Below are 23873 nucleotides of genomic sequence, written 5' to 3'. Positions count from 1 at the left end.
GAAAGCGAAACTGACCGGCATTATCCGATAGCTGAAAAGGGATAGCTACCAGCTGGGTCAATCCGCGCGGGACAAGGTACCAACGGTTTCCCTGTCAACGTCGACACCTGGCCTTTCAAGAAGCAGCGCCCCGCTCAAATGTGTATTTTTGAAATTGTGTTTCAAAAATATCTTAAGAGTTCCCCTCTGGCGCCGACATAAGGATTTTCCACACCCCGTGGCAGTCCTTATCCCGCGCAGAGGTTAGTCCCATGATCCGCAACATCTCCATCGCTGCACGATCCGCGATCAGCTTCACCCTGATCGCTTCGATCGTGGTCATCGTCGGCATCTACGCCCTGTTCAAGATGTCTCTGATCGACAACACCAATCGCACGATCCAGCAGACGGGCATTCCATCGTCCGCCGCACTGGGTGCCATGAGGGAGGCCGTCCTTGGCCTGCGGATCAATTCACTCAAGCTGGCGCTATACGCCTCTGCCGACATGCGCGAGGACAGCAACCGCCGTCTGGAAGTCCAGCTCAAGAAACTCAGTGAAGCGCAGACCGCGTATGCCGCCAGCCTCGAAAAACCGGACGAGCGCGCCCTGTTCGAAAACATCAGGCCCATTCTGCAGGCCACCGAGCCCGGCATCCGGCAATTGATCGACCTGGGCAAGCAGGGCCGCGAGAAGGAGATGATCGAACTGCTCAACGGCACTCTGCGACAGAACTCCGAGCAGGCGTTTCCCAAGCTGTACGAGCTGACAGCCCTGAACGACCAAAACATGAAAGGGCTGTTCGAGGAGTCGACCCAGACCTACAGCAGCTCCCGTAATAACGTCGTGATGATCATTGTGCTCGCGGTACTGATTACGATTGCCGTCGCCCTTCTGGTCAGCCGCAGCATCGTGCGTCCGATCGGCAGCGCCCTGTCTGCCGCTGAGAAGGTGGCTGCCGGGGATCTGACCCAACCGATCGCCACAGACGGCCGGGATGAAGTGAGCCAGCTCAATGGCACGCTCCTGACCATGCAGGCCAACCTCAAGAACACCTTGCAGGAAATCGCTCGATCGGCCGAAGTCATCGCCTCCTCGTCCAGCCAACTGCGGGCGGTGACCTCGGAGTCCAATCAGAACCTGGCTCAACAGAACAATGAAATCGAGCAGGCGGCGACCGCCGTTACGGAAATGACAGCCGCCGTGGAGGAAGTCGCACGCAACGCGGTGGCCACCTCCCAGGCGTCGCAAGAATCCCGTTCGGCCAGCGAGCAAGGCAATGCTCGCGTCGGCGAAACCATCGAAGCGATCGAGTCACTGGAACGCAACGCCGCGCGAAGCGCCGAGCGAGTCGAGGGCCTGGCCGATCGCGTGCGGGAAATCGCCAAGGTACTGGATGTCATCCGCGGTATCGCCGAACAGACCAACCTGTTGGCGCTGAACGCTGCGATCGAAGCAGCGCGTGCGGGCGAAGCGGGTCGCGGGTTTGCGGTGGTGGCCGATGAAGTGCGCGCCCTCGCGGCCCGGACGCAACAGTCCACCTTCGAAATCGAATCGATGGTCACCACCATCCGGGAGGGCTCCGATCACGCAGTCTCTGCCATGAAGGAAAGCACCGAGCAAGCGACCCAGACGCGAGCTCTGGCACGCCAGTCCGGGGACGCCTTGCAGGAAATCATGGCCAGTGTGCTGCAGATCAACGAGCAAAACATGGTGATCGCCAGCGCCTCGGAAGAGCAAGCCCAGGTCGCTCGGGAAGTGGATCGCAACCTGATCAACATTCGTAATTTGTCGATCGTTTCCACCGAGCAGGCCCGCCAGACCGCTTCGGCCAGCGAGGATCTGGAGCAGTTGGGGCACTCCCTGACGCGCCTGGTTGCCAGCTTCAAAATGTAGCGCGGCGCTAAAAAATCGTATTAATGAAATGTCATTCTATTATTTGCCATTTCACTGAGATACCATTCTTCGCCCAGATGCCGCTGTGGTGGTTTGACGCACGCCTCCACAGCGCCCGCATCCTCCCCGAAACACCCACTTCCAAGATGGTCAGCAGGCCACTTCACAAGCACCCTCTGCCGCACGCCTGACGGAGCAACGATGACCGACACACCCAATTCACGACGCGAATTCCTGCGTCGCAGCGCCATTCTGATCCCCGCCGTAAGCCTGGGCGGCTATTCGGCAACGCAGTTAGTGACCCCGGCCCCGGTACAGGCCGCTGTCGCGCAGGACGAACCTGCCCCTGCGCCGCGTGCCTACGAGCCGAGCTTTTTCACGGACGCCGAGTGGCGATTCGTCAATGCCGCCTGCGCCGTCCTCATTCCTGAAGACGAGGAAGGCCCTGGTGCGCTGTCGGCGGGGGTCCCGGAGTTTCTTGACCGTCAGATGGAAACCCCCTACGCCTATGGTCGCCTGTGGTACATGCAGGGCCCTTTCATCACCGATCAACCCGTGGAAATGGGCTTCCAGTTCAAGCTGGTGCCGCGCGAGATCTATCGCCTGAGCATCGCCGAGGTCGACACTGCCTGTCAGACCAGACATGGCAAGCGTTTCGCCGAGCTGCCTGAACAGGTCCGGGTTGCAACGCTGACGGCGCTGGAAAAAGGCCAGCTCACACTGAATAACGTGCCGGGCGAGATGTTCTTCGCGCTGCTGCTGAAAAACGTCAAGGAAGGTTATTTCGCCGATCCCAAGTACGGCGGCAACCAAGACATGGCTGGGTGGAAAATGATCGGCTTCCCCGGTGCGCGCGCAGATTTCATGGACTGGGTAGATCGTCCCAACGAGCGGTATCCGCTCGGCCCTGTGTCCATCAACGGACTCAAGGGGTAAGAGCAGATGGCAATCAAGAAACCGGAAATCGATGCCGTCATCGTCGGTCTGGGTTGGGTGGGATCGATACTCGCCGCCGAACTGACCGAAGCCGGCCTGAATGTGGTCGCCCTCGAACGCGGGCCAGACCAGAACACCCCTGACGACGCGAGCTACCCGAAAGTCATCGACGAGCTCGCCTACACGGTGCGCGGCAAGCTGTACCAGGACTTATCCAAGGAAACCGTCACCATTCGGCACACCCCCGCCGACATCGCGGTTCCTTATCGCCAGCAAGGCACCTTCCTGCTGGGCAATGGCGTGGGCGGCGCGGGCTTTCACTGGAACGGTCTGACCTGGCGCCCACTGCCCAGTGACCTGAAACTGCGCAGCCATTACACGGAGCGCTACGGCAAGAACATGATTCCTGACAACATGACCATTCAGGATCATGGGGTCAGCTACGAAGAACTCGAACCGTTCTTCACCCGTTTCGAAGACGTCGCCGGCGTCTCTGGCAAAGCAGGCAACATCAAGGGCCAGCTCATTGAAGGCGGCAACCAGTTCGAAGGCCCGCGCAGCAAGGAGTTCCCGCTGCCACCACTCAAACCGGTCTACGGCGACACGCTGTTCGAAACAGCCGCGAAGGGCCTCGGCTACTCGCCTTTCAAAATCCCGGCAGGCAATGCGTCGGCGCCCTATACCAACCCCTATGGGGTTCGTCTGGGGCCGTGCAACTTCTGTGGCTTCTGCGAAAACTATGGCTGCTACATGTACTCGAAAGCCTCGCCGCAGACCACGATCCTCCCGGCACTTCGTCGCCGGAAGAATTTCGAATTGCGCGCGCTCTGCCACGTCACGAAGGTCAATCTGGATTCCACTGGAAAACAGGCGACCGGCGTGACCTACATCGACGCGCAAGGTCAAGAGACCGAGCAGCCCGCACGGCTGGTCATACTCAGCGCGTTTCAGTTGCACAACGTGCGCCTGCTGCTGCTTTCCGGCATTGGCAAACCCTACAACCCGCAGACCGGCGAAGGTGTGGTGGGCAAGAACTACGCCTATCAGATGCTCGGCTCGGTCAACGTGGTCATGCCCAAGGGCACCTACCTGAACCCCTTCATCGGCACGGGGGCGGGCGGATCGGCCATCGACAACTACAACGGCGACAATTTCGATCACACTGGCCTCGGTTTCATCGGCGGTGCCAACATTGGTCACCATCGCACCGGCGGGCGCCCTATCGGGCAGACCAGTGTCGCCAAGGGCGCGCCGAACTGGGGCAAAGGCTGGAAAGCCGCCGTCGCCGACAACTATCAGCGCAGCCTGAACATCTACACCCAGGGCTCGGTGATGGCCTACCGAGACACCTACCTGGACCTGGACCCGACCTACCGCGACTCGTTTGGCCAGCCGCTGTTGCGCGTCACCTTCAACTGGCATGACAACGACATCAAGATGTCGCAGTACGTGACAGGCAAGGCGGCAGAAATCGCCAAGGCCATGAACCCTGAGTCCTATCAGGTCAATGCCAAGAAAATCGGCACGCCGTACGACACCCGCTTCTACCAGAGCACGCACACCACCGGCGGCGCCATCATGGGCACCAGCCCGTCCAACAGCGTGGTCAATCGCTACTTGCAATCCTGGGATGTGCCCAACCTGTTCGTGATCGGCGCGTCTGCGTTTCCGCAGAACATCGGCTACAACCCGACAGGACTCGTCGGTGCCCTCGCCTATTGGTCGGCCAACGCCATCCGGCAGCACTACCTGAAGAACCCCGGCAAGCCGTTGGTGGAGGCCTGAGATGACGACGTTGAACACACTCCTGAAGTGGAGCGCAGTGTGCCTGGGCACGATCAGTTTGCAGGCCATGGCCGCGTCGGCAGATCCCCAGGCGATCCAGCGAGGCGAGTACCTGGCCCGCGCCGGTGACTGCATGGCCTGCCATACGGTCAAAGGCGGCGAGCCCTACGCCGGCGGCCTGGGTCTGGAAACCCCGATCGGGGCGGTCTACGCCACCAACATCACTCCCGATCCGGTACACGGTATCGGGGCATACACGCTGGAGGACTTCGACAAGGCCGTGCGTCACGGCATCCGACGCGATGGCTCGAGCCTGTATCCGGCGATGCCGTTTCCGTCATACGCGAAAGTGTCCGATCAGGACATCGCCGACCTCTACGCCTATTTCATGAACGGGGTGAAGCCTGCCGCAACGCCTAACCGGGACGCGGATATCCCTTGGCCACTGAGCATGCGCTGGCCGTTAACGATCTGGCGCTGGACATTCGCACCGGCGGTGGCGAGCACATTGCCCGCCTCGTCGGACCCGCAACTGGCGCGCGGGCAGTACTTGATCGAAGGCCTGGGCCATTGCGGCAGTTGCCATACACCGCGTGGTATCGGCATGCAGGAAAAGGCGCTGTCAGCCGATGCGCAAGGGCATTTCCTCTCGGGGGGCGCGCCGCTGGAAGGCTGGGTCGCCAAGAACCTGCGAGGCGACGCCCAGGATGGTCTGGGCGCATGGAGCGAGGCAGAAATCGCCGAGTTCCTCAAGACAGGCCGTACCGACCGGACAGCGGTGTTTGGCAGCATGACCGATGTGGTACAGCACAGCATGCAGTACCTGACCGACGACGATCGCCTGGCCATTGCTCGCTACCTCAAGAGTCTGCCTGCTTCTGGCGCTGCACCTGCTGCATCAGGCAGCTCCGACACCGCCAAGCAGATGGCCAGCCTGAACGTGCAAGCGGTTGGTGCACGAACCTATGCGGACAACTGCATGGCGTGCCATCGCAGTGACGGTAAAGGGTACGCGCAAGTGTTCCCGGCGCTGGCCGGCAATTCGGTGGTCAACGGCAAGGACGCAACCTCGCTGGTTCACATCGTGCTTGACGGCGGCTACCTCCCAGGCAACCAGCATGCGCCGACGGCGTTCGCTATGCCGGGTTTTGCATGGCGTCTATCCGACCAGGAAGTGGCTGACGTGGTCACCTTCATCCGCACAGGGTGGGGAAACACGGGCAAACCGGTTACCGCTGCCGCCGTACAGGCCCAACGTTCGACTAACCAATAAAGCACCACAATTTGCCGCCCACGTGCCTTTAGCGAGCCCCTCGGTGGACGGGGCTCGTCGTGGGCATTTCAAATCTGCCGCCGTCGCCGACAATTTGGGCGTCCGACAGCGACTGTCGATTGGAACGGGTCCGTTGTCGTTCTCAATTGATCGTATTCATGCATCAATCGATGAGAAATCAACGTTTATCACCCCGCGTTTTTTCCCCGAGAATCTCCAGTTACAAGCGCTTACAAAACACTCAAAAAAACGCTGGAGATCACAATGCCCAATCCAAGCCACGCGGCTAATGGGTCATCCAAGGCCGCCATGGTCTTCCGGGTGACGTCCGGAAACTTCCTCGAACAGTTCGATTTTTTCCTCTTCGGCTTCTACGCCACCCAGATCGCCGCTGCATTTTTCCCCGCTGCCAACGAATTCGCGTCACTGATGATGACGTTTGCGGTGTTTGGCGCAGGCTTTTTAATGCGCCCGCTAGGTGCCGTCCTGCTGGGCGCCTACATCGATGATGTAGGGCGCCGCAAAGGGCTCATTGTCACCTTGGCGATCATGGCCAGCGGCACGTTGCTCATCGTGCTTGTCCCTGGCTACGCCAGCATCGGCCTGTGGGCGCCTGCGCTCGTGTTGTTGGGGCGGTTGCTTCAAGGATTTTCGGCCGGGGCAGAGATGGGCGGTGTGTCCGTTTACCTTGCAGAAATGGCAACGCCAGGTCGCAAAGGCTTCTTCGCCAGTTGGCAATCCGCGAGCCAACAAGTCGCTATCGTGGTGGCGGCAGGGCTGGGCTACGCGTTGAATCTCTGGCTGGCACCGGCCGCTTTGTCGGAGTGGGGCTGGAGAATTCCATTCGCCATCGGATGCCTGATCATCCCCTTCATATTCCTGTTGCGTCGTAGCCTTGAGGAGACCGAAGCGTTTTCGACGCGTAAGCATCGTCCGACCATGAAAGAGGTCATGGCCACCCTCTACAGCAATGCCGCCATCGTGATACTGGGGATGTTGATGGTCGCCATGACCACGACCGCGTTCTACATGATTACCGTGTACGCCCCGACATTTGGCAAGTCCGTGCTGCAACTCAGCACCCGTGACGCACTCATGGTCACATTGCTAGTGGGCGTCTCCAACTTCGCCTGGCTTCCCATTGGCGGCGCCTTGAGCGACCGATTCGGGCGCAAGCCGTTGCTCATGGCAATGTCCGTGCTCACCCTGATCACGGCGTATCCAGCACTGTCTTTTCTGGCGCAATCGCCAAGCTTTTCGCACATGTTGGAAGTACTGCTCTGGTTCTCTTGCCTGTACGGTCTCTACAACGGTGCAATGATTCCGGCCCTCACTGAAATCATGCCAGTGGAGGTACGCGTCGCAGGCTTCTCGCTGGCGTACAGCTTGGCAACCGCCGTATTCGGTGGCTTCACCCCTGCCGTTTCTACCTGGCTTATCCACATGACCGGCGACAAAGCCGCACCCGCGTACTGGATGATCTTCGCCGCTGGCTGCGCGTTCGCCGCCACTCTGGTGCTTTACCGCCGCTTGGCAACTCAGTCACCTGCCACTGCCTGACATAAAGGAATGTCTATGAAACTGTTTACCCACTCTCTAACGGCACTGCTGATTGCCGGAAGCTTATACGGCGCGACTGCTCAGGCAGAAGAACTGACCGTCATGACCTCGGGCGGCTTCACCGCGGCCTATAAAGGCTTGGCTCCGCTTTACGCAAAGAGCAGCGGCAACACGCTGAACACCGTGCTGGGACCCTCCATGGGCAAAGCGCAGGAAGCGATCCCCAATCGACTCGAACGGGGCGAACATGCCGACGTGGTGATCATGGTCGGCTACGCGCTGGATGAACTGATCAAGCAGGGGAAGGTGGACGCCAGCTCCCGCGTGGAACTCGCCGATTCGCGCATTGGCATGGTCGTCAAGGCAGGAGAAAAGAAACCTGCGATCAACACTGATGCCGAGCTGAAGCAAGTGTTGCTATCGGCAAAATCAGTCGCCTATTCCGATAGCGCGAGCGGTGTGTACATTCAGAACGAACTGTTCAAAAAACTGGGTGTGCAGGCTCAATTGGCGCCCAAGAGCAAGATGATCGAGCGCATCCCTGTCGCATCCGTGGTTGCCAAAGGAGACTATGAAATCGGCTTCCAGCAGGTGGCTGAGCTGCTGCCCATTCCGGGGATCACCTTCGTCGGCAAGATACCTGAAGACGTCCAATCGGTGACGCGTTACGCCGCGGGAATCCCGAAAAACGCCGATCATCCCGCCGAGGCGAAGAAACTTCTGACCTACCTGGCGTCCCCGGACGCGCAGCCGATTGTTCGCTCCACGGGTCTGGATTCAGTGCCGCGCTAATCGGTCTGGCAACTCGCGAATTAACCGTTCCAGCTCCAGTGCCGCGGGCGTTAACGTGCGCCCGCGGCGCTTGAGCAACCCCATCTGCCTGACGACTTCAGGTTCGTTGAGCGCCACGCTGGTGAGAATAGGATGCGGCGCGACAGGCATGGCGATGGATGGCACCGCCGCCACACCCAATCCTGCCTCGACCAAGCCCAGTACGGTGGTGACGTGGCGCGCTTCGCAAATGCTTGCTTTCTCGACCCGAAGGCCCGGCAGTGCACGGTCTATGACAAGACGATTGCCCGATGACCTGTCGAGAGTGATGTAGTCGTACTCATAAGCCTGCGCCCAGGTCACCGCGTTTCGTGAAGCGAGCGGATGGTCGTTACGACAAGCAATGACGTATCGCTCCTCCATCAACAGGCTGAATTCGACCTCAGGCGCGAGATTGCCGGTAAAACCCACCCCGAAATCGGCCTCTCCCGAGGTCACCGCTGCGCTGACCTCGTTAGCCGAAGCATCGATCAGTTTGATTTTGATTTTTGGGTACTGTGCGTGAAAGCTTCGGATCGCATGGGGCATGAAATAGTAAGCGGCTGAGGGCACACAGGCGACGGTCAACGTGCCTGTCCGCAACGCGCCACCTTCCCCCACGCTCAACAAAGCAAGATCCAGATCGTCCAGCAAACGCTCCACTTGTGGAAGGAAGGCCCGTCCCACATTGGTCAACGATACCTTTCTCGTGGTCCTCTCAAACAGCTTAACGCCCAAAGCGGTTTCCAGCTTCTCGATGCGCCGACTCAAGGCCGACTGCGTGATACGTATCGAGTCCGCAGCACGCCGAAAACTACCCTGCTCCACCACCCCTCGAAAGGCCAGTAGGTCGTTTAAGTCAAATTGGATGCTCACCTGCGGCTCCGTACCGGTGATCGGACATAAGCATCAATGGTAGAGGTTTATGATTCAGATCAGCAATCGGGAGGGATACGGTTGAACCCACAGTCCGAGGCAGTCTTTCGCTCAGGTTGCTGCGCCCGACTCGCCAAGCACCTTCGGCCATTCAGTCAGGGCGGCAATACGGGACTTAACTCCTTATGGTAAATGCCGACCTATGCGTTTCGCCCAGCAATGCATCAAAGGCGTCCGCTTCCATTGGACGACTAAGAAAGTAGCCTTGACCCTCTGCGCAATCCACGGCTTTCAACAGCGCGAGATGCTCGGCGGTCTCAATGCCTTCTGCCGTCACTGTTAAAGAAAGCGCCTGCCCCAGACCGACGATCGCCTGAACGATGGCCTGATCATCTTCGCTCTCACCCAGCCGGGAGAGAAAGGAGCGGTCTATCTTCAGGCCGTCAAAGGGAAACGTTCGTAAATAACTGAGAGATGAGTATCCGGTACCAAAATCATCCATCGCGATACGTACCCCCAAGCGCTTGAGTTGGTGCATCAACTCCAAACCACCTACGGCGTCTTCGAGCATCACCCCCTCTGTAATCTCGAACTCAACGCGGGACGGTTCAATGCCACTATTGGTGAGTGCCTGTTGAACGCGGGCAATCAGATTGCCGCGCTTGAATTCAGCTGGAGAGAGATTCACAGAAACGAAAAGGTGGGACGGCCATTGTGCTGCATAGCTGCAAGCCGTCTTCATCACCCAATCGCCTAGCGGCAGAATCAGGCCGGTCTCCTCTGCAATCGGTATGAATTTCTCAGGCGACACCAAGCCTCGTTGGGGATGCTGCCAACGCACCAATGCTTCAGCGCCCACCATCCTGCCGTCAGCAATCCTGAACCGAGGCTGGAAGTGCAACCTCAGCTCACCATGCTTTATTGCAAAGCGCAGGTCACTCTCCAGACGTCGCCGCTCGATGATGCGGGCGTTCATGTCACCGGCATAAAACCGCCAGGTACTGCGGCCGCCGGCTTTTGCCTCGTATAAGGCGATGTCTGCGTAACGTAGCAATTCGGCAGCCTCTCGTGCGTCGGTCGGTGCCATCGCAATACCGATACTGGCGCTGACAAACACTTCCTGTTCATCGATCACCAAAGGAAGTTCGATCGACTCAATGAGACGTCGGCATAGCGACTCAACTTCCTCCGGGTCCTTGGCATCAGTGAGAATCAGCACGAATTCATCGCCACCTACCCGCGCGACGAGATCTCCATGGCGAATACACTCAGACAGCCGAGCTGAAATGTCGTTGAGTACTCTGTCCCCAGCAGCGTGCCCCAGCAAATCATTCACAGGTTTGAATCTATCCAGGTCCAGACTGAGCATGACCAACGGCTGCTCTTTGGTCGGCAACGCCTTGAACTTACCATCGAGAAACTCTTGTAGCCTTACGCGGTTTGGAAGACCTGTAAGGGCATCGTGCTGAGATAAAAACTCAATGCGCCGACGCGCTTGGACCTCCTCTGAAATGTCGGTGGCGGTTCCGCGGAAACCACCGTCGGGCAGTTGACGCGCAGAGAGGCGAGTGACGCGCTCTTCGCCTTGGGTATTGATGTATCGGCAGGACACTGTGATGTCCGGTTTGCGATTTGGAATCGACAACCATTGCGAAAGAGTCCCCATTTGACTGGTGAGCAACGCGTCTATGGACACGCCTATCCAGTCTTGCCGACAGAACGCGGTAACAGTTTCAAATCGCTCGGAGAGATAAGTGAAGCAGCATTCCTGGTCGATCTCCCAGACCCAGTCTGAACTGGCCTCGACGACATCGCGAAACCGGGCCTCGCTGGTCGCCAACGCCGCTTGGCTTTTCTGGAGCGAAAGGTAGCTTTCGTCCAGCGCACTGGCGGCAGCGGTCGTACGGCGCAAAATCACCCACGCCATCAAGCAGACCAGCAGGGCAGCGACGCCCGTAAGAGGTAATCCAAGGGCGAGGAGCCGATTACCCGGCTTGGGCGGCGTCCAGCGTAACGCACCACCCTCGCCGTTAGCGCCGAGCACAAAATCTGATGCCTGATGCGGCTCAGACGGTGTGGCGACACGAAGATCTTTCACCCCGTAATCCCGGCCCAGCGTCGCCAGCTTGTCGTCGGTCAGTAAGTCGACAAAAATCAGCACAGACGCCGCACGATCATCGGGTTCGATCGTCGGATCGGTGCCAGGGGTGATAGCGGCAGCGGCGACGATGGCGGGAACACCCTTTACGTTCATGAAAGAGGTTACAGGTCTCTCTTCCGATGCCACCTTCCGCGCTTGGGCTACCAGAGGCGCTAATGGCTGCCCTAGCCAGTCTTCAATCGAGATATTTTTTAGCTCACCGTTGACCACTGCATAAACGGTGCTCCCCCTCTCATCGACGACGAACAGCCCTTGGAAGCCGAAGTCAGCATAGAGCGTCGAACCGATATTCTGGCGGACAAATGCCCATTCAGGATCAACCTGTAGATGGAGGTGTTTGTATGCGTCGCCCCAAAATGCGTAATCCTTGAGCGTCGAACCCACACTCCTTTCTGAGGCATGCACGGCTTTGGCAGTATAAAAAGCGCTTTCTTCTTCCTCGGTTCTGTCCAGATCCCTTGCCAGGAAAAGCAACATAAAGCTCGCCAGCAAGAAAACCCCTGTCAGTAAGGCGACGAAATAAAAAAGGGAGCTGCGTGTCAGCGCAACGCTGGAGCGGCGGTTTTCCGACTTAAAGGATTTGGGCAGATTTTCCATAGTTTCCGTAGCGCTTTTTTTCGAGCCATGCTTACGAGCTGTATCGGCACGATGCGCTCGACGTTAAACCTGTTCGTCTGATAGCCGTGGCCTGCGTCGCCGCTCGCGATCCAAAACGGACCGTTGCCCACTGCAAGCGCCCCAAAGACCCGGCCGCCCGCGGCCCTATCGGCTGTCCGGAGACGCGGAGCGATATCGGGGCGGTGCGCAATGTTCGGGAAGTCTTGAAAAGAAGCTGGATGGGCCGGTTTGCCAGTCGGCCTCACGCAGGTGGCGGCCGACCGCTTTCAATGAGTGGTACGACCGCACACTGTATGAAGCAATGACTGGCGAGAAAAGACTCAGAAGCCACCCAAAAAACGGTATCAGTTGGCGATTGACTGGCTCCGCCTTTTCCACTCGGAAAACGCGTCAAAGTTCGGTCTGGCAAACCAGGCACACTTCACGATTTGTTTAACCTTTCGAGAGGATTTGGCGATCTGATTGCCTTCAGAGTAACTGGGCCGCTTGAGTTCAAACGCGGCAATCAAGGCGAATCGTCAGTGCGGTAGACGTTGATCGCCATGGCACGCCCGCTTTTGGGCCACTCTCTGAAGGAAATCCAAAAATGAACAAGATGATCGCAACTGTCTTTTCCGGCGTTTTGCTGTTAGCCGTTTCCGGTGCTTATGCGGCTGACACGATGTCCAAGGATGCGATGAGCAACGGCAGCATGAGCAATCAGAGCACGATGTCGCGCGACGCCATGAGCAAGGACAAAATGGCCAAACCCGAGGCCAAGCATGACGCGATGTCGAACGGTTCAATGAAGCACGATGCCATGTCCAAGGACGGCATGAAGAAGGATGCGATGAAGAAGGGCGAAATGAGTCAGTGACATCCAGAGCGCCGGGCACATCGGTGCCCGGCCACTTGTGCACTTGCCGGATGAGGCAGTGATCAGCCCTTGGTACGCTGCCGATACTCCTGAACCATTTCCTTGGTGACGTCTTCCTTAAAGCACAATGGCGAGTAGCCGCCTGCGCGATTATAGGCGCTACGTTTGCCACAGCGACTGCCATTGCGGGCCGCGTTGTAGGGGCATGGGCAATTGCCGGGGTAGGCGGCGATGGAGTCTTCGATGAGGATTTGCGCGATGGCGGCGTCAGTGAGGCGGGTTTCCTTCGCGGAAACGATGAAGGCGCTGAGCAGCACGAGTGCGGCGATGAAGCTGGTTCCTACCTTGAGCATGGCTATTCCTTAGCGTGTCGATGAATATTCCGACGCGCTTTTTACCATGACATCATTAAGCCACCACAGTATCTTTTCAGCGTACACTGTGGCGCCTTTCTCAAACCGAGTGAGCAAGGGTCTTACAGACGCTTCGCTTTTGTCTGACACAGATTGGAGATTGGCGGACAAGGCCCGGACGGCGGCGTTGACCGAAAGCACCCGCCTGCCCGTTTTGCCGTAAAAAGATGGTGATCAAGGTCGAACGTACGGGCGCCAATGCAGGCGGCAACTTCTGGGGTTGCACCGATTTTCCGAAGTGTCGAGGCATCCGCCCGATCTTCGCTCCCATGAAGACGATTTAATTCCCTCTCATCCACATAACATTTTCGCTAAACAATTTTTAAAGGGGTTTCATTTGATCCAGGGTCATTGAATTCTTACAGTGGCCTCACCTAATCGAACTTGCTCACGCAAGAAGGTTGAATCAAATGTTTAAATCCATCGGTATTATCAGCGCTCTGGCGGTTTCGTCTTTAATGGCCTCTCCTCTTGTTTTTGCAGAAGAGTCTCCTGCGTTCGTGGCGCGCAATGAAGCGATTCATACGAACTTCGAGCAGCACGAAGAAGCCCTGGCTGCCCAGGCCAAGGAACAGAGCAAGACCCAACAAGCGTCTACCTTCAACCCTCAAGAGGAGAATGCCAAACACACCTGACCTGTACGTAGCTTCTGTTTCTGTCGTTTTTTCATTGTGTTGTTTGCGTCACTGCTCCTGACGCAAGCGTTTAAGCTCCAAACTTCAGCCGCTTTCCCTAGCGGCTTTTTTTTGAGCGCGAAAAATAATAAGCGGTATTTATAACAATACAGTTCGACGTCTGTTCTCACTGCCGAACGCCAATAAAGTCTACGGGGATACTGATCTGTGAACGTCTCTTTCAAACTGAGTGCGCTGGTCGTGGCGATGACAGCCATTACCGCTACGTCTGTTTATGCCGATGATGCTACTGGCAGTAAGGATGGTTTTATCGAGGGGTCAAGCTTCAATCTCGACCTGAAAAACTATTACTTCAACCACGACCGGCACGATGGCAAGCAGGACAGCAAAGAGTGGGGCCAAGGCTTCATCGGGGTCTTTGAGTCCGGGTTTACCCAAGGCCCGGTGGGCTTCGGGCTCGATGCCAATGCGATGCTGGGCCTGAAGCTGGACGGCGGCGGTGGCAGTGGCGGGTCGAGCATTTTGCCGACTACCGCCCCCAATCCGAACAAGGACAATTTGTACGGCGATGCCCCGGATTCATTCTCGTCAGCGGGCGGCGCGGTGAAAATGCGTGCCTTCAATACCGTGCTGAAAGCGGGCGACATGTTCCTCAATAATCCGGTGATCGCGGGCGGTGCGACGCGGATGTTGCCGATGACGTTTCGCGGCTTCAGCCTGACCAACACCAGCGTCGATCACCTGACGCTGGACGCCGGGCAAGTGAGTTTCGACAAGCTGTTCAACCAGAGTGGCAACGGGCGTATCGGCACTTATTACGGCACCCTGCCCGATGGCGATAAGAGCAAGCACATGAGCTGGGCCGGGGCGACGTACACCGGCGTGCCGGGCATGACGTCGAGCCTGTACGCCTCGCAGCTCAAGGACATCTGGAACCAGTATTACTATGATCTGGACTACAACTGGGCATTGAACGATCTGGTCAGCCTCAATCCCGGTTTCCATTACTACCATACGCAGGACAGCGGGCATGCGCTGCTGGGCAGCATCGACAACAACACGTTTAGCGTGCATCTGGGCGTCACGGTCGGTCATCAGACGTTGACCACCTCGTTGCAGAAGGTCAACGGCAACACACCTTTCGACTACATCCGCGACGGCGACAGCGTCTATCTGGACAACTCCCAGCAGTACTCGGACTTCAACGCGCCGGGGGAAAAATCCTGGAAGCTGCAATATGCGTATGACTTCGCGGGCTGGGGCATGCCGGGGCTGACCTCGTCGCTGTCCTACACCCGAGGCACGATGGATCTGACCAAAGCGACGACCGCCGCTGACTCGGGCTACAGCTATTACAACGCTGATGGCGACAACGCCAAGCACTGGGAACGGGATGCCGACATCAAATACGTGGTGCAAGGCGGCCCGGCCAAGAACCTCGGCGTGCGTTTGCGCTGGGCGACCAACCGGGGGGGCGATGGGTATAAGACGGTGGATCACAATGCGGATGAATACCGGGTGATCGTGGATTATCCGATTAATGTGTTCTGATCGCGTTCGCTGAGGCCGAATTCACCTTTTGTGAGGGGCGATTTGCTGGCGAAGGCGGAGTGTCAGGTGACAGATCCATCACTGACGAACTGCTTTCGCCAGCAAGCCGGCCCACAGTGACGTGTGGCGGGCCATAAAAAGATGATCACCACCGAGATCGCTTACAGCAGTCAGCATGCGCCCAGTCACCCCACCAACATTTATCCAAATCACTCAGGCAAAATGCCTACCCTCTGTAGGAATCAGCATTTGAAGAGGTAGGAATGCGCTTGTTCACCCTGAAATCAGCCCTGATGTGTACTGCATTGACCATTGCGCTGGGCATCACAGGTGCGCAGGCGGCCACTGACGCCAAGCACCCTGCCAAATCGACCAAAAGCGCCCACACCGCCAAAAAGACCACCCCCGCCAAACCCACCGGCCAGAAAGTCTCGATGCTGGGCGGCAAGTTCGTGTTCTTCCTGCCCAAAGACTATGTCAAAGGGCCTATGGAGGAGATCGACGACAAAGCCAAGGCGGCGGGCGTCACCGGCTCGCTGTACATGAACAAACCCGCCAAGCGCGTAGTGATCATCACCGAAACGCCCTTGCCCGAGGGCAACACGGCGTCGTCCAACGACACGGAAACCCTGGACAACATCATTGCCGAAACCCTTGTTCAGCAGCAGTCCAGTTACAAGGACTTCACCAAACTGGGCGAGAAGAAACTCGTCAGAAAAGGCCTTGGCCTGCGTCAGCTCGATATCTCCGGCAGCGTCGACGGCGGCAAAGTCCTGAGCACCACCGTCGCGGCTGCGTCAGGCACGCGAACAGCGATGGTCAACGTCATCTCACTGGCAAAAGACGCCAAGGCCCATGGGGCGGTGGTGAAAGGCGTGACAGGCAGTAAATGATGGGGGATCGGCTGACGACTTTGTCAGCCTCCTACTTTCGTCCCTCCACCGCCATCCGCATGGCGAACCCGAACAGCACCGTTCCCATCAGCCAACGCTGGACATTGGCCCAGGTCGGCTTGGTCGTCAGAAAAGTCGCGATAGAGCCCGCCGCCATGGCGACCATCGCGTTGACCGTCAGACTGACGCCAATCTGCACGCTGCCCAACACCAACGATTGGCTGAGCACACTGGTGCCGTTACCGACCGTGATGAATTGCGGCAGCAGCGAGAGATAAAGCACGGCGACCTTGGGATTGAACAGGTTGGTCAGCAGGCCCATCAGGAACAATTGCTGGTTGCTGTCCTGAGGCAGATCCTTGACTTGAAATGGGGACCGCCCGCCCGGCTTGACGGCTTGCCATGCCAGGTACAGCAGGTACAAAGCACCCGCCGCACGCAGGGTGTCGTAAGCATAGGGCACGGCCATGACCAATCCGGTAATGCCGAACGCCGCGCACAACATGTAGAAAATGAAACCGATCCCGACGCCCCCCAGGGAGATCAAACCCGCCTTGCGGCCTTGTGAGATGGACCGGGAAATCACGTAGATCATGTTCGGGCCAGGTGTCAGGACCATACCCAGCGATATGAGGGAAAAGGCGATCAGATTCGAGAATTCGGGCATGGGAAAAGTCCTGCTCAGACGTCGCTGAAATCACCCGCCCGAGTGATTCGGGTGGGGGCGGATGCATTTCAGCCAAACCACAGGACGCCGTCCATAGACAGATGGACGATAAAACGACCGGGACAGATGCGTCACTCTCACGGGGTCCGGGTTTGCTGAACGACAGCCGGTGCTGTTCAACCGTCCAATAGTGGCAAATTGCTCTTCACAGAAACCAAATGCCGAGCGACACTCGAAGCGTGGCCGATGTTTCAGTCGGGATGCTGCGTCATCACCCGGTGAAGAGCTATGAACACTTCCATCCGCAGAGGTCTGTCGTATGCCCGGCGCATGCATGTGCCGCGCAGTGTAGGGCTGGGTATCGGCTTTTTCGCCGTCGCCGCCGCGCTCTACCCTTCACACCCACCCGCGTGGGTCTGGACAGCGATGGTCCTGCATGGCTACGTCTGGCCCCATGTAGCGTTTCTTCTGGCGAGGGTGTCGAAACAGCCTTACAAAGCCGAGCGCCGAAACCTGATCTACGATTCGCTGGCGGGCGGTTTTTGGGCTGGAGCGATGGGCCTTAACCCGCTCCCGACGGTCACTGCCTTGTCGATGATGGCAATGAACAACATTGCCGCAGGCGGTCCGCGATTGTTCCTGAGCGGTTCGTTGGCGCAAATCGTCGGCGCGCTGGTGGGATACGGAATTTTTCTGCCCGCGCTGTTCCCGACCATTACCCCCATGCAGGTGTACGCCTGCTTGCCGATGCTGGTGATCTATCCCCTGGCAATCGGCCTGGTGTCTTATCGCGTGGCCGTGCAGTTGTCGGAAAGCAAGAAATCGCTGGAAAAACTCAGCACGACCGACAGCCTCACAGGCCTGATGAATCATGGCGCCTGGAAGGACCGGCTCAGGGTCGAGTTCAATCATTGCCAGACGATGAAGCGACAGAACAGCGTGGCGTTGATCGACGTCGACCACTTCAAACACATCAACGACACCTACGGCCATATCATTGGCGACAATGTGCTCAAGCAATTGAGTGGCGCGCTGTCGACCAGCCTGCGCGCCACCGATCTGGCCGGACGCTACGGCGGCGACGAGTTCTGCGTGATCCTGCCAGACACTACACTGACCCAGGCCACCGAGATCCTCGAACGCCTGCGCCGCACAGTCCACGAACACAACCACAGTAAAATTCCCGAATTAAGGCTCAGCCTCAGCATCGGCATCGCTGCCTACGGCCCTCATCTCACCGACGCCGGGATGTGGCTGCACGAAGCGGACATGGCACTGTACGACGCCAAAAGTACCGGGCGAAACCGAGTCAACTCGGCGTCACCCGGAGTAAGGGCATGTCATTCATTGAGTACGGAGTTTTGAAGGATCAACGGCCCAGGCGCATCAGGGTTTCGAAGAGCGTGGGCAGCCCGGTTTTGTGTAGGTATTGGCGTACTGCTACACCTCACTGCAAAGGATCCGCAGACGCCATGACCTGCCTCAACAGCTCCAACGGTGTGAGCTTCTCAAGCAACGTCACCACATCGTCCTCGAACATCCACTCACCGTTCAACGCCTCTTCACGTTCCAGATGAGCCGCCTGAACCGCGCGATAGCCTACCGGGAAAATGCATTTCTCCAGCGGCATCAAGCGGTCGTAATGTTCCAGCAAGCCGCGAAAGACGATGCGTCGCTCTGACACACCGCGTGTGGTCGCGATCAGCTTGATGAAAAATGCCGAATCGAAATCGCGGATGGCCTCGTATGCGGTGTATCGCTCGACCAGCGTGTAATCCGAACGCTCACCGAAGGCGATGCAACACAAGGCCTCCCTCGACAACTCCTTCATCGGGTTGGGGGTGATCACCCGGCGGTTGCTTTTGGCGAGGGCGAAGGCAACGGCCTTCTCGGCGGCCTCCATGCGCTCAGGACATGCGAGCGACTGAACGTCCTGAAGCCCCGGCGCCTGCCGCCCCAACTGTTCGATCTCGGTGCACAGCGTGGCGAACAGTCCTCGTGGCCCCATCCACCTTCGGTGCAGCTCGATTAGATTGGCGCTGCCGTAGGACGCCTGCTCATGCACCAGGTCGTGAAATATCACGATGACCGGGTCTTCATCGTCCTCAAAATCGAGTTGAGGATCAGCGGGCAGGTTTTCGTCGTACGGCGGTTTTTCGGTTGTCATCGTGTCGCTCCTTCTTGTTGTTGGATTATTTCCAGGTCGGCAGCGTACGTTTGCCAGATCCGGAGGCTCCGACAATGACGTAGGTTTCACTGCCCTGTATCGAAAAGTTGGAGATCCTGAAGACTCATATCCTCTACGTGCCACTTTTTTTGCTCTGACTAACATTCTTCAATGTGAAAAACACCGACAGCTGTTCATCAGAGAATTCGTCTGCGGCAGTATCCTGACGATACCTGTACAAGCTTGTTTATTATCCATGGGGTTGTTTTAACAAATACCGGAAGGACTGTCACACCGGCATAAATAGACACTTCACTCGCTGCACCTGTAACTATTGACCATCCCCATTATGCGCAAACCGCTCCGCGATACAATCCGTCAAATGTAGGGGGTGTTCCTGTTTTTTCTTGCGCGGTGGAGCAACATGCAGGGCCAACAACTGTGCCCGGTTCTTCACCTGATTCTTTTTCAGCAACGCCGATACATGGTCGCGGGCCGTGTAATCACTGATGCCCAACTGCTGTGCGATGTCTTTGTTGGTACAGCCCAGCAGCACCAATGCCAGCACTTCGGACTCTCGCGGCGTCGTGCGTCTGGCACGTTTGCGCTTAGGCGCTCGTTCTTGCATTGATGAGCCTCCACCCTTTCTGATGACCTTCCATGGTATTAACGCCCCATCGGCATCGACGGGATTTTATTGAGCGAAATTTAAAACCCTGCACACTTTCACCGCAGACCTCTGAAGAAGTTATGGCCAGCACTGCAGACGGTAATTATTCCTACAAAAATTTGAGAAACATCCCTGACATTCCCCTATAGCACTGTCATCGAACATGAATAGCCCATGGCGCAAACAAGTGTTTGCACACGAATCGACACGCTCATATTTCGGGCCGCGACAATAAACGTAGAAAACTGCAAATACAATCACTCGTTACAATTGCGCGGTCATGAATAGTGAAGCAGGCCGAACACTTGCAGCATTAGGAAAGTGCGACCAACCCCAGAGAAACGGCTGGTCGCACTACATAAAAAAAGGAAATGGCTGACGACGTATCAGGACGTCGGCTGACTGAACATTTTCATGGCACGCTCACGAATTTCATCAGGTGTGAGGTCCTCCTTGTGAGTCCCGATGAACCAGAGATGCCCGAAAGGATCGCGGACGCTGCCACTGCGGTCGCCGTAGAACATGTCCTGAACCTCGGTGACCACTGTCGCCCCTGCCTCGACGGCGCGCTTGAATTGTTCATCGACATCGGGGACGTACAGATGCATGGCAAAGGCGGTCTTGCCACCGGGCTCGGGGCTGTTGAAGCCTCCCTGATCGCACGGCTCGGACAGCATCATGCGTGAATCGCCGATCTGCAGCTCGGCATGGCCAACGCGTCCGCCCGGCGCTTCCAGGCGGAACATTTCCTTGGCACCAAACGCTTTCTTGTAAAACTCGATGGCTTCGGCAGCGGGCGAAACGCCCATGTAGACGGTCAGGCTGTGCTGACCCTCGGGGATAGGTTTGACGCTCATGACGGCTCTCCTGTTTTTGTCATCAGAGGCACACCAGCGTCATCAGGGTAGTCCTGCACCGGGCGCCACTCAATGACGCCCCGTCAATCAGTTGCTGCACCCCGCAGGCAGCACGTCATCCACCTGCATGCCTTTGCGCAGGCCGAAAAACATCGCCGTCAGCAGGCCCACTGCGCCCATGATCGCGCAGTAGCCGACGCATACCCACGGGCTCCATGGCATCAGCGCGATCAGCGCCAGCGGCGTGGTGCTGGCCCACAGCGCGTAACTGATGTTGTAGGTCAATGAGATGCCGGACACGCGAATGTTCGCCGGGAACAGTCCGACCATGACCGACGGCACCACACCGACGATGCCACAGGCCAGCCCGGCGACTGCATATGCCAGCCCGACCGGCAACCACTGGACGACCAGGCTGGCGTACAACAGACCAACGCCCACTGGCAGCAGCAGGCTGTACAACACGACGCCCCACCAGGCGCCGATGCGGTCTACCAGACGCCCCGCCAGCACGCAGCCGATGTTCAGAAACACGATGCCGACGCTGCTCAGGGCGAACGTGTCGCTAGGGCTCATGCCAAACCGTTGCTGCATCACGGTTGGCGTGATCACCACCAGCGTGACGACCGCAGACGTCAGCACGCAGGTGAGCAAGGCGGCCGGAAGCAGCGACTGACGGTGTTCGCGTATGACAGCGCGCAACGGCAGTTCGGTCAGGCCTTCGCGCTGGGCGTTGAGCGCCATGAACACGGGCGTCTCGCTCAACCAGCGCCGCAGCCACACACCGATCACACCGAACACGCCGCCCAGCAGAAATGGAATGCGCCAGGCGAAATCGAGGATTTCCGCGTGGCTGAACACCTTCGCCAGCCAGGTCGCGGTCAGCGCGCCGATCAGATAGCCGAACGTCAGACCTGCCTGTAATACACCTAGCGCGTAACCTCGATGGCCTTTCGGTGCATGCTCGGCGACGAACACCCAGGCACTCGGCACTTCGCCACCGACCGCCGCACCTTGCAGCACGCGAAGGCCCAGCAGTGCCAGCGGCGCCCAGTAGCCGATTTCGGCGTAAGTCGGCATCACGCCGATCAGCAGGCACGGCAAGGCCATCATCATGATGCTGAGGCTGAACACCCGTTTGCGGCCGAGTTTGTCGGCGAAATGGGCCATGAGAATGCCGCCCAGCGGGCGAGCGAGGTAACCGGTGACGAAGATGCCGAAGCTCTGCAACAGCCGCAGCCATTCGGGCATTTCCGGCGGAAAAAACAGCTGGCTCAGTGTCAGCGCAAAGAACACGAAAATGATGAAATCGTAGATTTCCAGTGCCCCGCCCAGCGCCGCCAGGCCCAGGGTCTTGTAATCGCCCCGGCTGATCGGTTGTGGACGTGGTCGAAGAATGGCTGTCATGGAAGACCCCATTTGGCAGAGTGAAAAGCCGTCAGGTGCGGCAAAGGCGCGCAGGATAACAAAGCTTGCGCCCAACGGGCGGCTGGCAGACAACCGGAATCAGGTCACATCACAGGGCATAAGTGCCGGGCGTCATACCGAATTGGGCGCTGAAGGCACCAATGAAGGTGCTGACACTGTCGTAGCCCAGGCGTTGCGCCACGCGGTTGACGCTGTCGCCCTGGGCCAGCAGTTCCAGCGCGCGCTTCATCCGCGCGACGATGCGCCATTGCACCAGCGACATACCGGTCTCTGCACGAAAGTGGCGGGTGAGACCGCGCCGCGACATCCCCACACGCCGCGCCCAGTCGTCGAGACTGGTTTTGTTGGCCGGGTCGGCGACGATGGTCAAGGTCATACCCACCAGATGCGGGCTGCTGGGCATGGGCAGAAAAAGCGGGTGAGCAGGCGAAATCTTCAGTTCGTCGAACAAGACGTCCAGTTGACGGTTCTGTGGCGGAGACAGCTCGCCGGAATGATCAGGCCATTGCGCGATGCGTTCAAGCAGTGCGCCGGACAATGGGGTCATGTCGAACACAGTAGGTGTGGTCGGGAACAGCGGGCAGAGATCGGGGCGCAGGTAGACCATGCAGCCGGTGGCAGTGTCATGGACGCGCGCTGCATGAGCAACGCCAGGGGGGATCCAGCCGATGCGCCGAGCAGGCACGACCCAACTGCCTGTATCCAGTTCGGCGGTGATCACACCTTGCCGAACGGCCCACAATTGCCCTTCGCGGTAGCGATGCAGGATGTCGTCACTGCTCGTCTGCACGGGGGCTGTGATCAGCAGCGGGCGTCCATCCTGGATACGGCGTTGCAACGGGTACTGTGCTGGCATGGCCCAATTTCCCTGTTGAGTGACATGTCGACGTTAGCAAGCCAGAGGGGCCCAATGCCAGCGTCATCGCCGCCCAATACCCGAACCTGATTTTGTTCGTAACGCTGATCCCTGTCACAGTCCGACTTGCCGACGGACACGTGATCTCCTACAGAAACCACGAAAACCGCTTCGCGCTTCGAGGACAACGCTTTCACCCACGGCGAAAACCTCAAGACCGGCATGAACACCGCTTTGAAGTCAGCGCGAACGGGGTGAAAACCGCACAGGCTCGCCGAACACAATCCAGAGAGAAAACTGCGGAATCAGTGCACCGATTCCGCAGGCATGTCCCGCTCCATATACAGGCTGCGCAGGGTGATGCCGCTCGGGTGCTCATAGCCGTCATCGCGAATGGCGACAAACCCCATCGCCCGGTAGAAGTCCGCCGCATTCAGCGAGGCATACAGGTAAAGCCGAGTGAAATGCTCTTCGGCCGCGATGGCTTCCAGCCCCTCCATCAAGCGCTTGCCCACGCCCCTTCCTGCATGAGCAGGCTCGACGAACACCGCAATCACCTCGCCGCTCTGTCGGTCCAGAATCCCATAGCCCAACAGTTGGCCCTCCTCTTCGGCGATCAAGGCGCAGCGAGTGGCCAGCAGGCGCAGGTAAGACTCAGGCGGAGGAGACTCGCTCCAGACCTCGATCTGTTCCGGCGAGTAATGGCTGGCACATAAGTGCCGCACGGCCCGTGTGCGCAGCGACCACAACAAGGGGATGTCCGGAATGGAGCCTGGTCTGAGTTCGATCATGTTGCGCATCCGTCAGAAGAACACGCACGAACATGCCTGTCCGTGCACAGCCTGTTAACGCCAGAGCGACAGGATGCGCTTTTCCTCGCCAGGCTGGAAGGTGCTGGTGTCATCCCCTGCGCAAGATCACCTACCGCCCAGGCACCGAACAATCACGCTGCAAACACCGCCCCTGTGGGAGTGAGCCGAAAGGCTG

General features: G+C 58.2%; 20 protein-coding genes and 3 pseudogenes. 13 read left to right on the top strand and 10 right to left on the bottom strand.

All coding sequences use genetic code 11. From position 1 onward, the window contains the following. Window positions 1-251 precede the first annotated feature (251 nt). The 7 genes and pseudogenes from ACI2KB_RS16480 to ACI2KB_RS16450 form a co-directional block, all read left to right on the top strand. Window positions 252-1016: pseudogene (locus ACI2KB_RS16480) on the top strand (MCP four helix bundle domain-containing protein); the annotation flags it as partial. A 126-nt stretch (window positions 1017-1142) separates the two neighbouring features. Continuing rightward, window positions 1143-1874, top strand: a pseudogene (locus tag ACI2KB_RS16475) (methyl-accepting chemotaxis protein); the annotation flags it as partial. Between the two features lie 201 nt (window positions 1875-2075). Further along, on the top strand, window positions 2076-2810 hold the full coding sequence (locus ACI2KB_RS16470; protein WP_404636241.1) for a gluconate 2-dehydrogenase subunit 3 family protein: 735 nt from the start codon (window positions 2076-2078) through the stop codon (window positions 2808-2810). A gap of 6 nt (window positions 2811-2816) precedes the next feature. Next, on the top strand, window positions 2817-4595 hold the full coding sequence (locus ACI2KB_RS16465; protein WP_404636240.1) for a GMC family oxidoreductase: 1779 nt from the start codon (window positions 2817-2819) through the stop codon (window positions 4593-4595). 1 nt (window position 4596) lies between these two features. Next, a complete protein-coding gene (locus tag ACI2KB_RS16460; protein ID WP_404636239.1) occupies window positions 4597-5868 on the top strand; it encodes a c-type cytochrome in 1272 nt (423 codons plus the stop codon). Between the two features lie 264 nt (window positions 5869-6132). Further along, entirely contained in the window at window positions 6133-7428 is a 1296-nt protein-coding gene (locus ACI2KB_RS16455) for an MFS transporter (protein ID WP_404636238.1), read from the top strand. Window positions 7429-7443: 15 nt separating this feature from the next. Next, window positions 7444-8220: a substrate-binding domain-containing protein gene (locus ACI2KB_RS16450; protein WP_404636237.1), complete on the top strand. Its 777-nt coding sequence runs from the start codon at window positions 7444-7446 to the stop codon at window positions 8218-8220. Here the strand turns inward: ACI2KB_RS16450 and ACI2KB_RS16445 are convergent. Beyond that, entirely contained in the window at window positions 8206-9114 is a 909-nt protein-coding gene (locus ACI2KB_RS16445; RefSeq protein ID WP_404636236.1) for a LysR family transcriptional regulator, read from the bottom strand. The two genes, ACI2KB_RS16450 and ACI2KB_RS16445, sit on opposite strands and share 15 nt — an antisense overlap. Window positions 9115-9289: 175 nt before the next feature. Next, window positions 9290-11872 carry an EAL domain-containing protein gene (locus tag ACI2KB_RS16440; protein WP_404636235.1) on the bottom strand — a complete coding sequence of 861 codons (2583 nt, stop codon included), beginning with the start codon at window positions 11870-11872 and terminating at the stop codon, window positions 9290-9292. 607 nt (window positions 11873-12479) lie between these two features. On the opposite strand from ACI2KB_RS16440, the gene ACI2KB_RS16435 reads away from it, so the two are divergent. Next, window positions 12480-12749, top strand: coding sequence for a pentapeptide MXKDX repeat protein (locus tag ACI2KB_RS16435; RefSeq protein WP_404636234.1), 270 nt, complete (start codon window positions 12480-12482; stop codon window positions 12747-12749). Window positions 12750-12811: 62 nt separating this feature from the next. Here the strand turns inward: ACI2KB_RS16435 and ACI2KB_RS16430 are convergent, their stop codons facing one another. Then, entirely contained in the window at window positions 12812-13102 is a 291-nt protein-coding gene (locus ACI2KB_RS16430) for a hypothetical protein (RefSeq protein WP_404636233.1), read from the bottom strand. Window positions 13103-13293: 191 nt separating this feature from the next. On the opposite strand from ACI2KB_RS16430, the pseudogene ACI2KB_RS16425 reads away from it, so the two are divergent. The 4 genes and pseudogenes from ACI2KB_RS16425 to ACI2KB_RS16410 all read left to right on the top strand — a co-directional run. After that, window positions 13294-13446 (top strand): annotated as a pseudogene (locus ACI2KB_RS16425) (topoisomerase DNA-binding C4 zinc finger domain-containing protein); the annotation flags it as partial. Window positions 13447-13572: 126 nt separating this feature from the next. After that, on the top strand, window positions 13573-13797 hold the full coding sequence (locus ACI2KB_RS16420) for a hypothetical protein (RefSeq protein ID WP_404636232.1): 225 nt from the start codon (window positions 13573-13575) through the stop codon (window positions 13795-13797). 207 nt (window positions 13798-14004) lie between these two features. Then, window positions 14005-15348 carry an OprD family porin gene (locus ACI2KB_RS16415; RefSeq protein WP_404636231.1) on the top strand — a complete coding sequence of 448 codons (1344 nt, stop codon included), beginning with the start codon at window positions 14005-14007 and terminating at the stop codon, window positions 15346-15348. A 263-nt stretch (window positions 15349-15611) separates the two neighbouring features. Then, window positions 15612-16241: a polyribonucleotide nucleotidyltransferase gene (locus ACI2KB_RS16410; protein WP_404636230.1), complete on the top strand. Its 630-nt coding sequence runs from the start codon at window positions 15612-15614 to the stop codon at window positions 16239-16241. A 31-nt stretch (window positions 16242-16272) separates the two neighbouring features. On the opposite strand, the gene ACI2KB_RS16405 is transcribed toward ACI2KB_RS16410, so the two are convergent. Next, on the bottom strand, window positions 16273-16908 hold the full coding sequence (locus ACI2KB_RS16405) for a LysE family translocator (RefSeq protein WP_404636229.1): 636 nt from the start codon (window positions 16906-16908) through the stop codon (window positions 16273-16275). Between the two features lie 288 nt (window positions 16909-17196). On the opposite strand from ACI2KB_RS16405, the gene ACI2KB_RS16400 reads away from it, so the two are divergent. Next, window positions 17197-18273, top strand: a complete 1077-nt coding sequence (locus ACI2KB_RS16400; protein ID WP_404636228.1) for a diguanylate cyclase — start codon at window positions 17197-17199, stop codon at window positions 18271-18273. An 82-nt stretch (window positions 18274-18355) separates the two neighbouring features. On the opposite strand, the gene ACI2KB_RS16395 is transcribed toward ACI2KB_RS16400, so the two are convergent. The 6 genes from ACI2KB_RS16395 to ACI2KB_RS16370 form a co-directional block, all read right to left on the bottom strand. Continuing rightward, entirely contained in the window at window positions 18356-19075 is a 720-nt protein-coding gene (locus tag ACI2KB_RS16395) for a hypothetical protein (RefSeq protein ID WP_404636227.1), read from the bottom strand. A 331-nt stretch (window positions 19076-19406) separates the two neighbouring features. Beyond that, a complete protein-coding gene (locus tag ACI2KB_RS16390) occupies window positions 19407-19643 on the bottom strand; it encodes a LuxR C-terminal-related transcriptional regulator (RefSeq protein WP_404636226.1) in 237 nt (78 codons plus the stop codon). A gap of 488 nt (window positions 19644-20131) precedes the next feature. Further along, the gene (locus ACI2KB_RS16385; RefSeq protein ID WP_404636225.1) at window positions 20132-20602 is read right to left on the bottom strand and encodes a VOC family protein; all 471 of its coding nucleotides are present in this window, start codon (window positions 20600-20602) and stop codon (window positions 20132-20134) included. An 87-nt stretch (window positions 20603-20689) separates the two neighbouring features. Beyond that, window positions 20690-22009 carry an MFS transporter gene (locus ACI2KB_RS16380; protein WP_404636224.1) on the bottom strand — a complete coding sequence of 440 codons (1320 nt, stop codon included), beginning with the start codon at window positions 22007-22009 and terminating at the stop codon, window positions 20690-20692. Window positions 22010-22118: 109 nt separating this feature from the next. After that, window positions 22119-22886 (bottom strand): AraC family transcriptional regulator, encoded by a 768-nt coding sequence (locus ACI2KB_RS16375; RefSeq protein ID WP_404636223.1) that lies wholly within the window; start codon window positions 22884-22886, stop codon window positions 22119-22121. A 305-nt stretch (window positions 22887-23191) separates the two neighbouring features. Then, complete coding sequence (locus tag ACI2KB_RS16370) at window positions 23192-23677, bottom strand: GNAT family N-acetyltransferase (RefSeq protein ID WP_404636222.1); 486 nt, start codon at window positions 23675-23677, stop codon at window positions 23192-23194. Window positions 23678-23873 lie beyond the last annotated feature (196 nt).

The sequence above is a fragment of the Pseudomonas sp. NPDC088444 genome (assembly GCF_044900175.1).
In the GTDB taxonomy this organism is placed as follows: domain Bacteria; phylum Pseudomonadota; class Gammaproteobacteria; order Pseudomonadales; family Pseudomonadaceae; genus Aquipseudomonas.
The sequence above is the reverse complement of the archived record's forward strand: the minus strand, read 5'-3'. Positions and strand labels throughout refer to the sequence as shown.

Bases quoted from the DNA above. Each gene is read 5' to 3' on its own strand.
- ACI2KB_RS16470 (WP_404636241.1), top strand. From the start codon at position 2,076: ATGACCGACACACCCAATTCACGACGCGAATTCCTGCGTCGCAGCGCC.
- ACI2KB_RS16465 (WP_404636240.1), top strand. From the start codon at position 2,817: ATGGCAATCAAGAAACCGGAAATCGATGCCGTCATCGTCGGTCTGGGT.
- ACI2KB_RS16460 (WP_404636239.1), top strand. From the start codon at position 4,597: ATGACGACGTTGAACACACTCCTGAAGTGGAGCGCAGTGTGCCTGGGC.
- ACI2KB_RS16455 (WP_404636238.1), top strand. From the start codon at position 6,133: ATGCCCAATCCAAGCCACGCGGCTAATGGGTCATCCAAGGCCGCCATG.
- ACI2KB_RS16450 (WP_404636237.1), top strand. From the start codon at position 7,444: ATGAAACTGTTTACCCACTCTCTAACGGCACTGCTGATTGCCGGAAGC.
- ACI2KB_RS16440 (WP_404636235.1), bottom strand. From the start codon at position 11,872: ATGGAAAATCTGCCCAAATCCTTTAAGTCGGAAAACCGCCGCTCCAGC.
- ACI2KB_RS16435 (WP_404636234.1), top strand. From the start codon at position 12,480: ATGAACAAGATGATCGCAACTGTCTTTTCCGGCGTTTTGCTGTTAGCC.
- ACI2KB_RS16430 (WP_404636233.1), bottom strand. From the start codon at position 13,102: ATGCTCAAGGTAGGAACCAGCTTCATCGCCGCACTCGTGCTGCTCAGC.
- ACI2KB_RS16420 (WP_404636232.1), top strand. From the start codon at position 13,573: ATGTTTAAATCCATCGGTATTATCAGCGCTCTGGCGGTTTCGTCTTTA.
- ACI2KB_RS16410 (WP_404636230.1), top strand. From the start codon at position 15,612: ATGCGCTTGTTCACCCTGAAATCAGCCCTGATGTGTACTGCATTGACC.
- ACI2KB_RS16405 (WP_404636229.1), bottom strand. From the start codon at position 16,908: ATGCCCGAATTCTCGAATCTGATCGCCTTTTCCCTCATATCGCTGGGT.
- ACI2KB_RS16400 (WP_404636228.1), top strand. From the start codon at position 17,197: ATGAACACTTCCATCCGCAGAGGTCTGTCGTATGCCCGGCGCATGCAT.
- ACI2KB_RS16395 (WP_404636227.1), bottom strand. From the start codon at position 19,075: ATGACAACCGAAAAACCGCCGTACGACGAAAACCTGCCCGCTGATCCT.
- ACI2KB_RS16385 (WP_404636225.1), bottom strand. From the start codon at position 20,602: ATGAGCGTCAAACCTATCCCCGAGGGTCAGCACAGCCTGACCGTCTAC.
- ACI2KB_RS16380 (WP_404636224.1), bottom strand. From the start codon at position 22,009: ATGACAGCCATTCTTCGACCACGTCCACAACCGATCAGCCGGGGCGAT.
- ACI2KB_RS16375 (WP_404636223.1), bottom strand. From the start codon at position 22,886: ATGCCAGCACAGTACCCGTTGCAACGCCGTATCCAGGATGGACGCCCG.
- ACI2KB_RS16370 (WP_404636222.1), bottom strand. From the start codon at position 23,677: ATGATCGAACTCAGACCAGGCTCCATTCCGGACATCCCCTTGTTGTGG.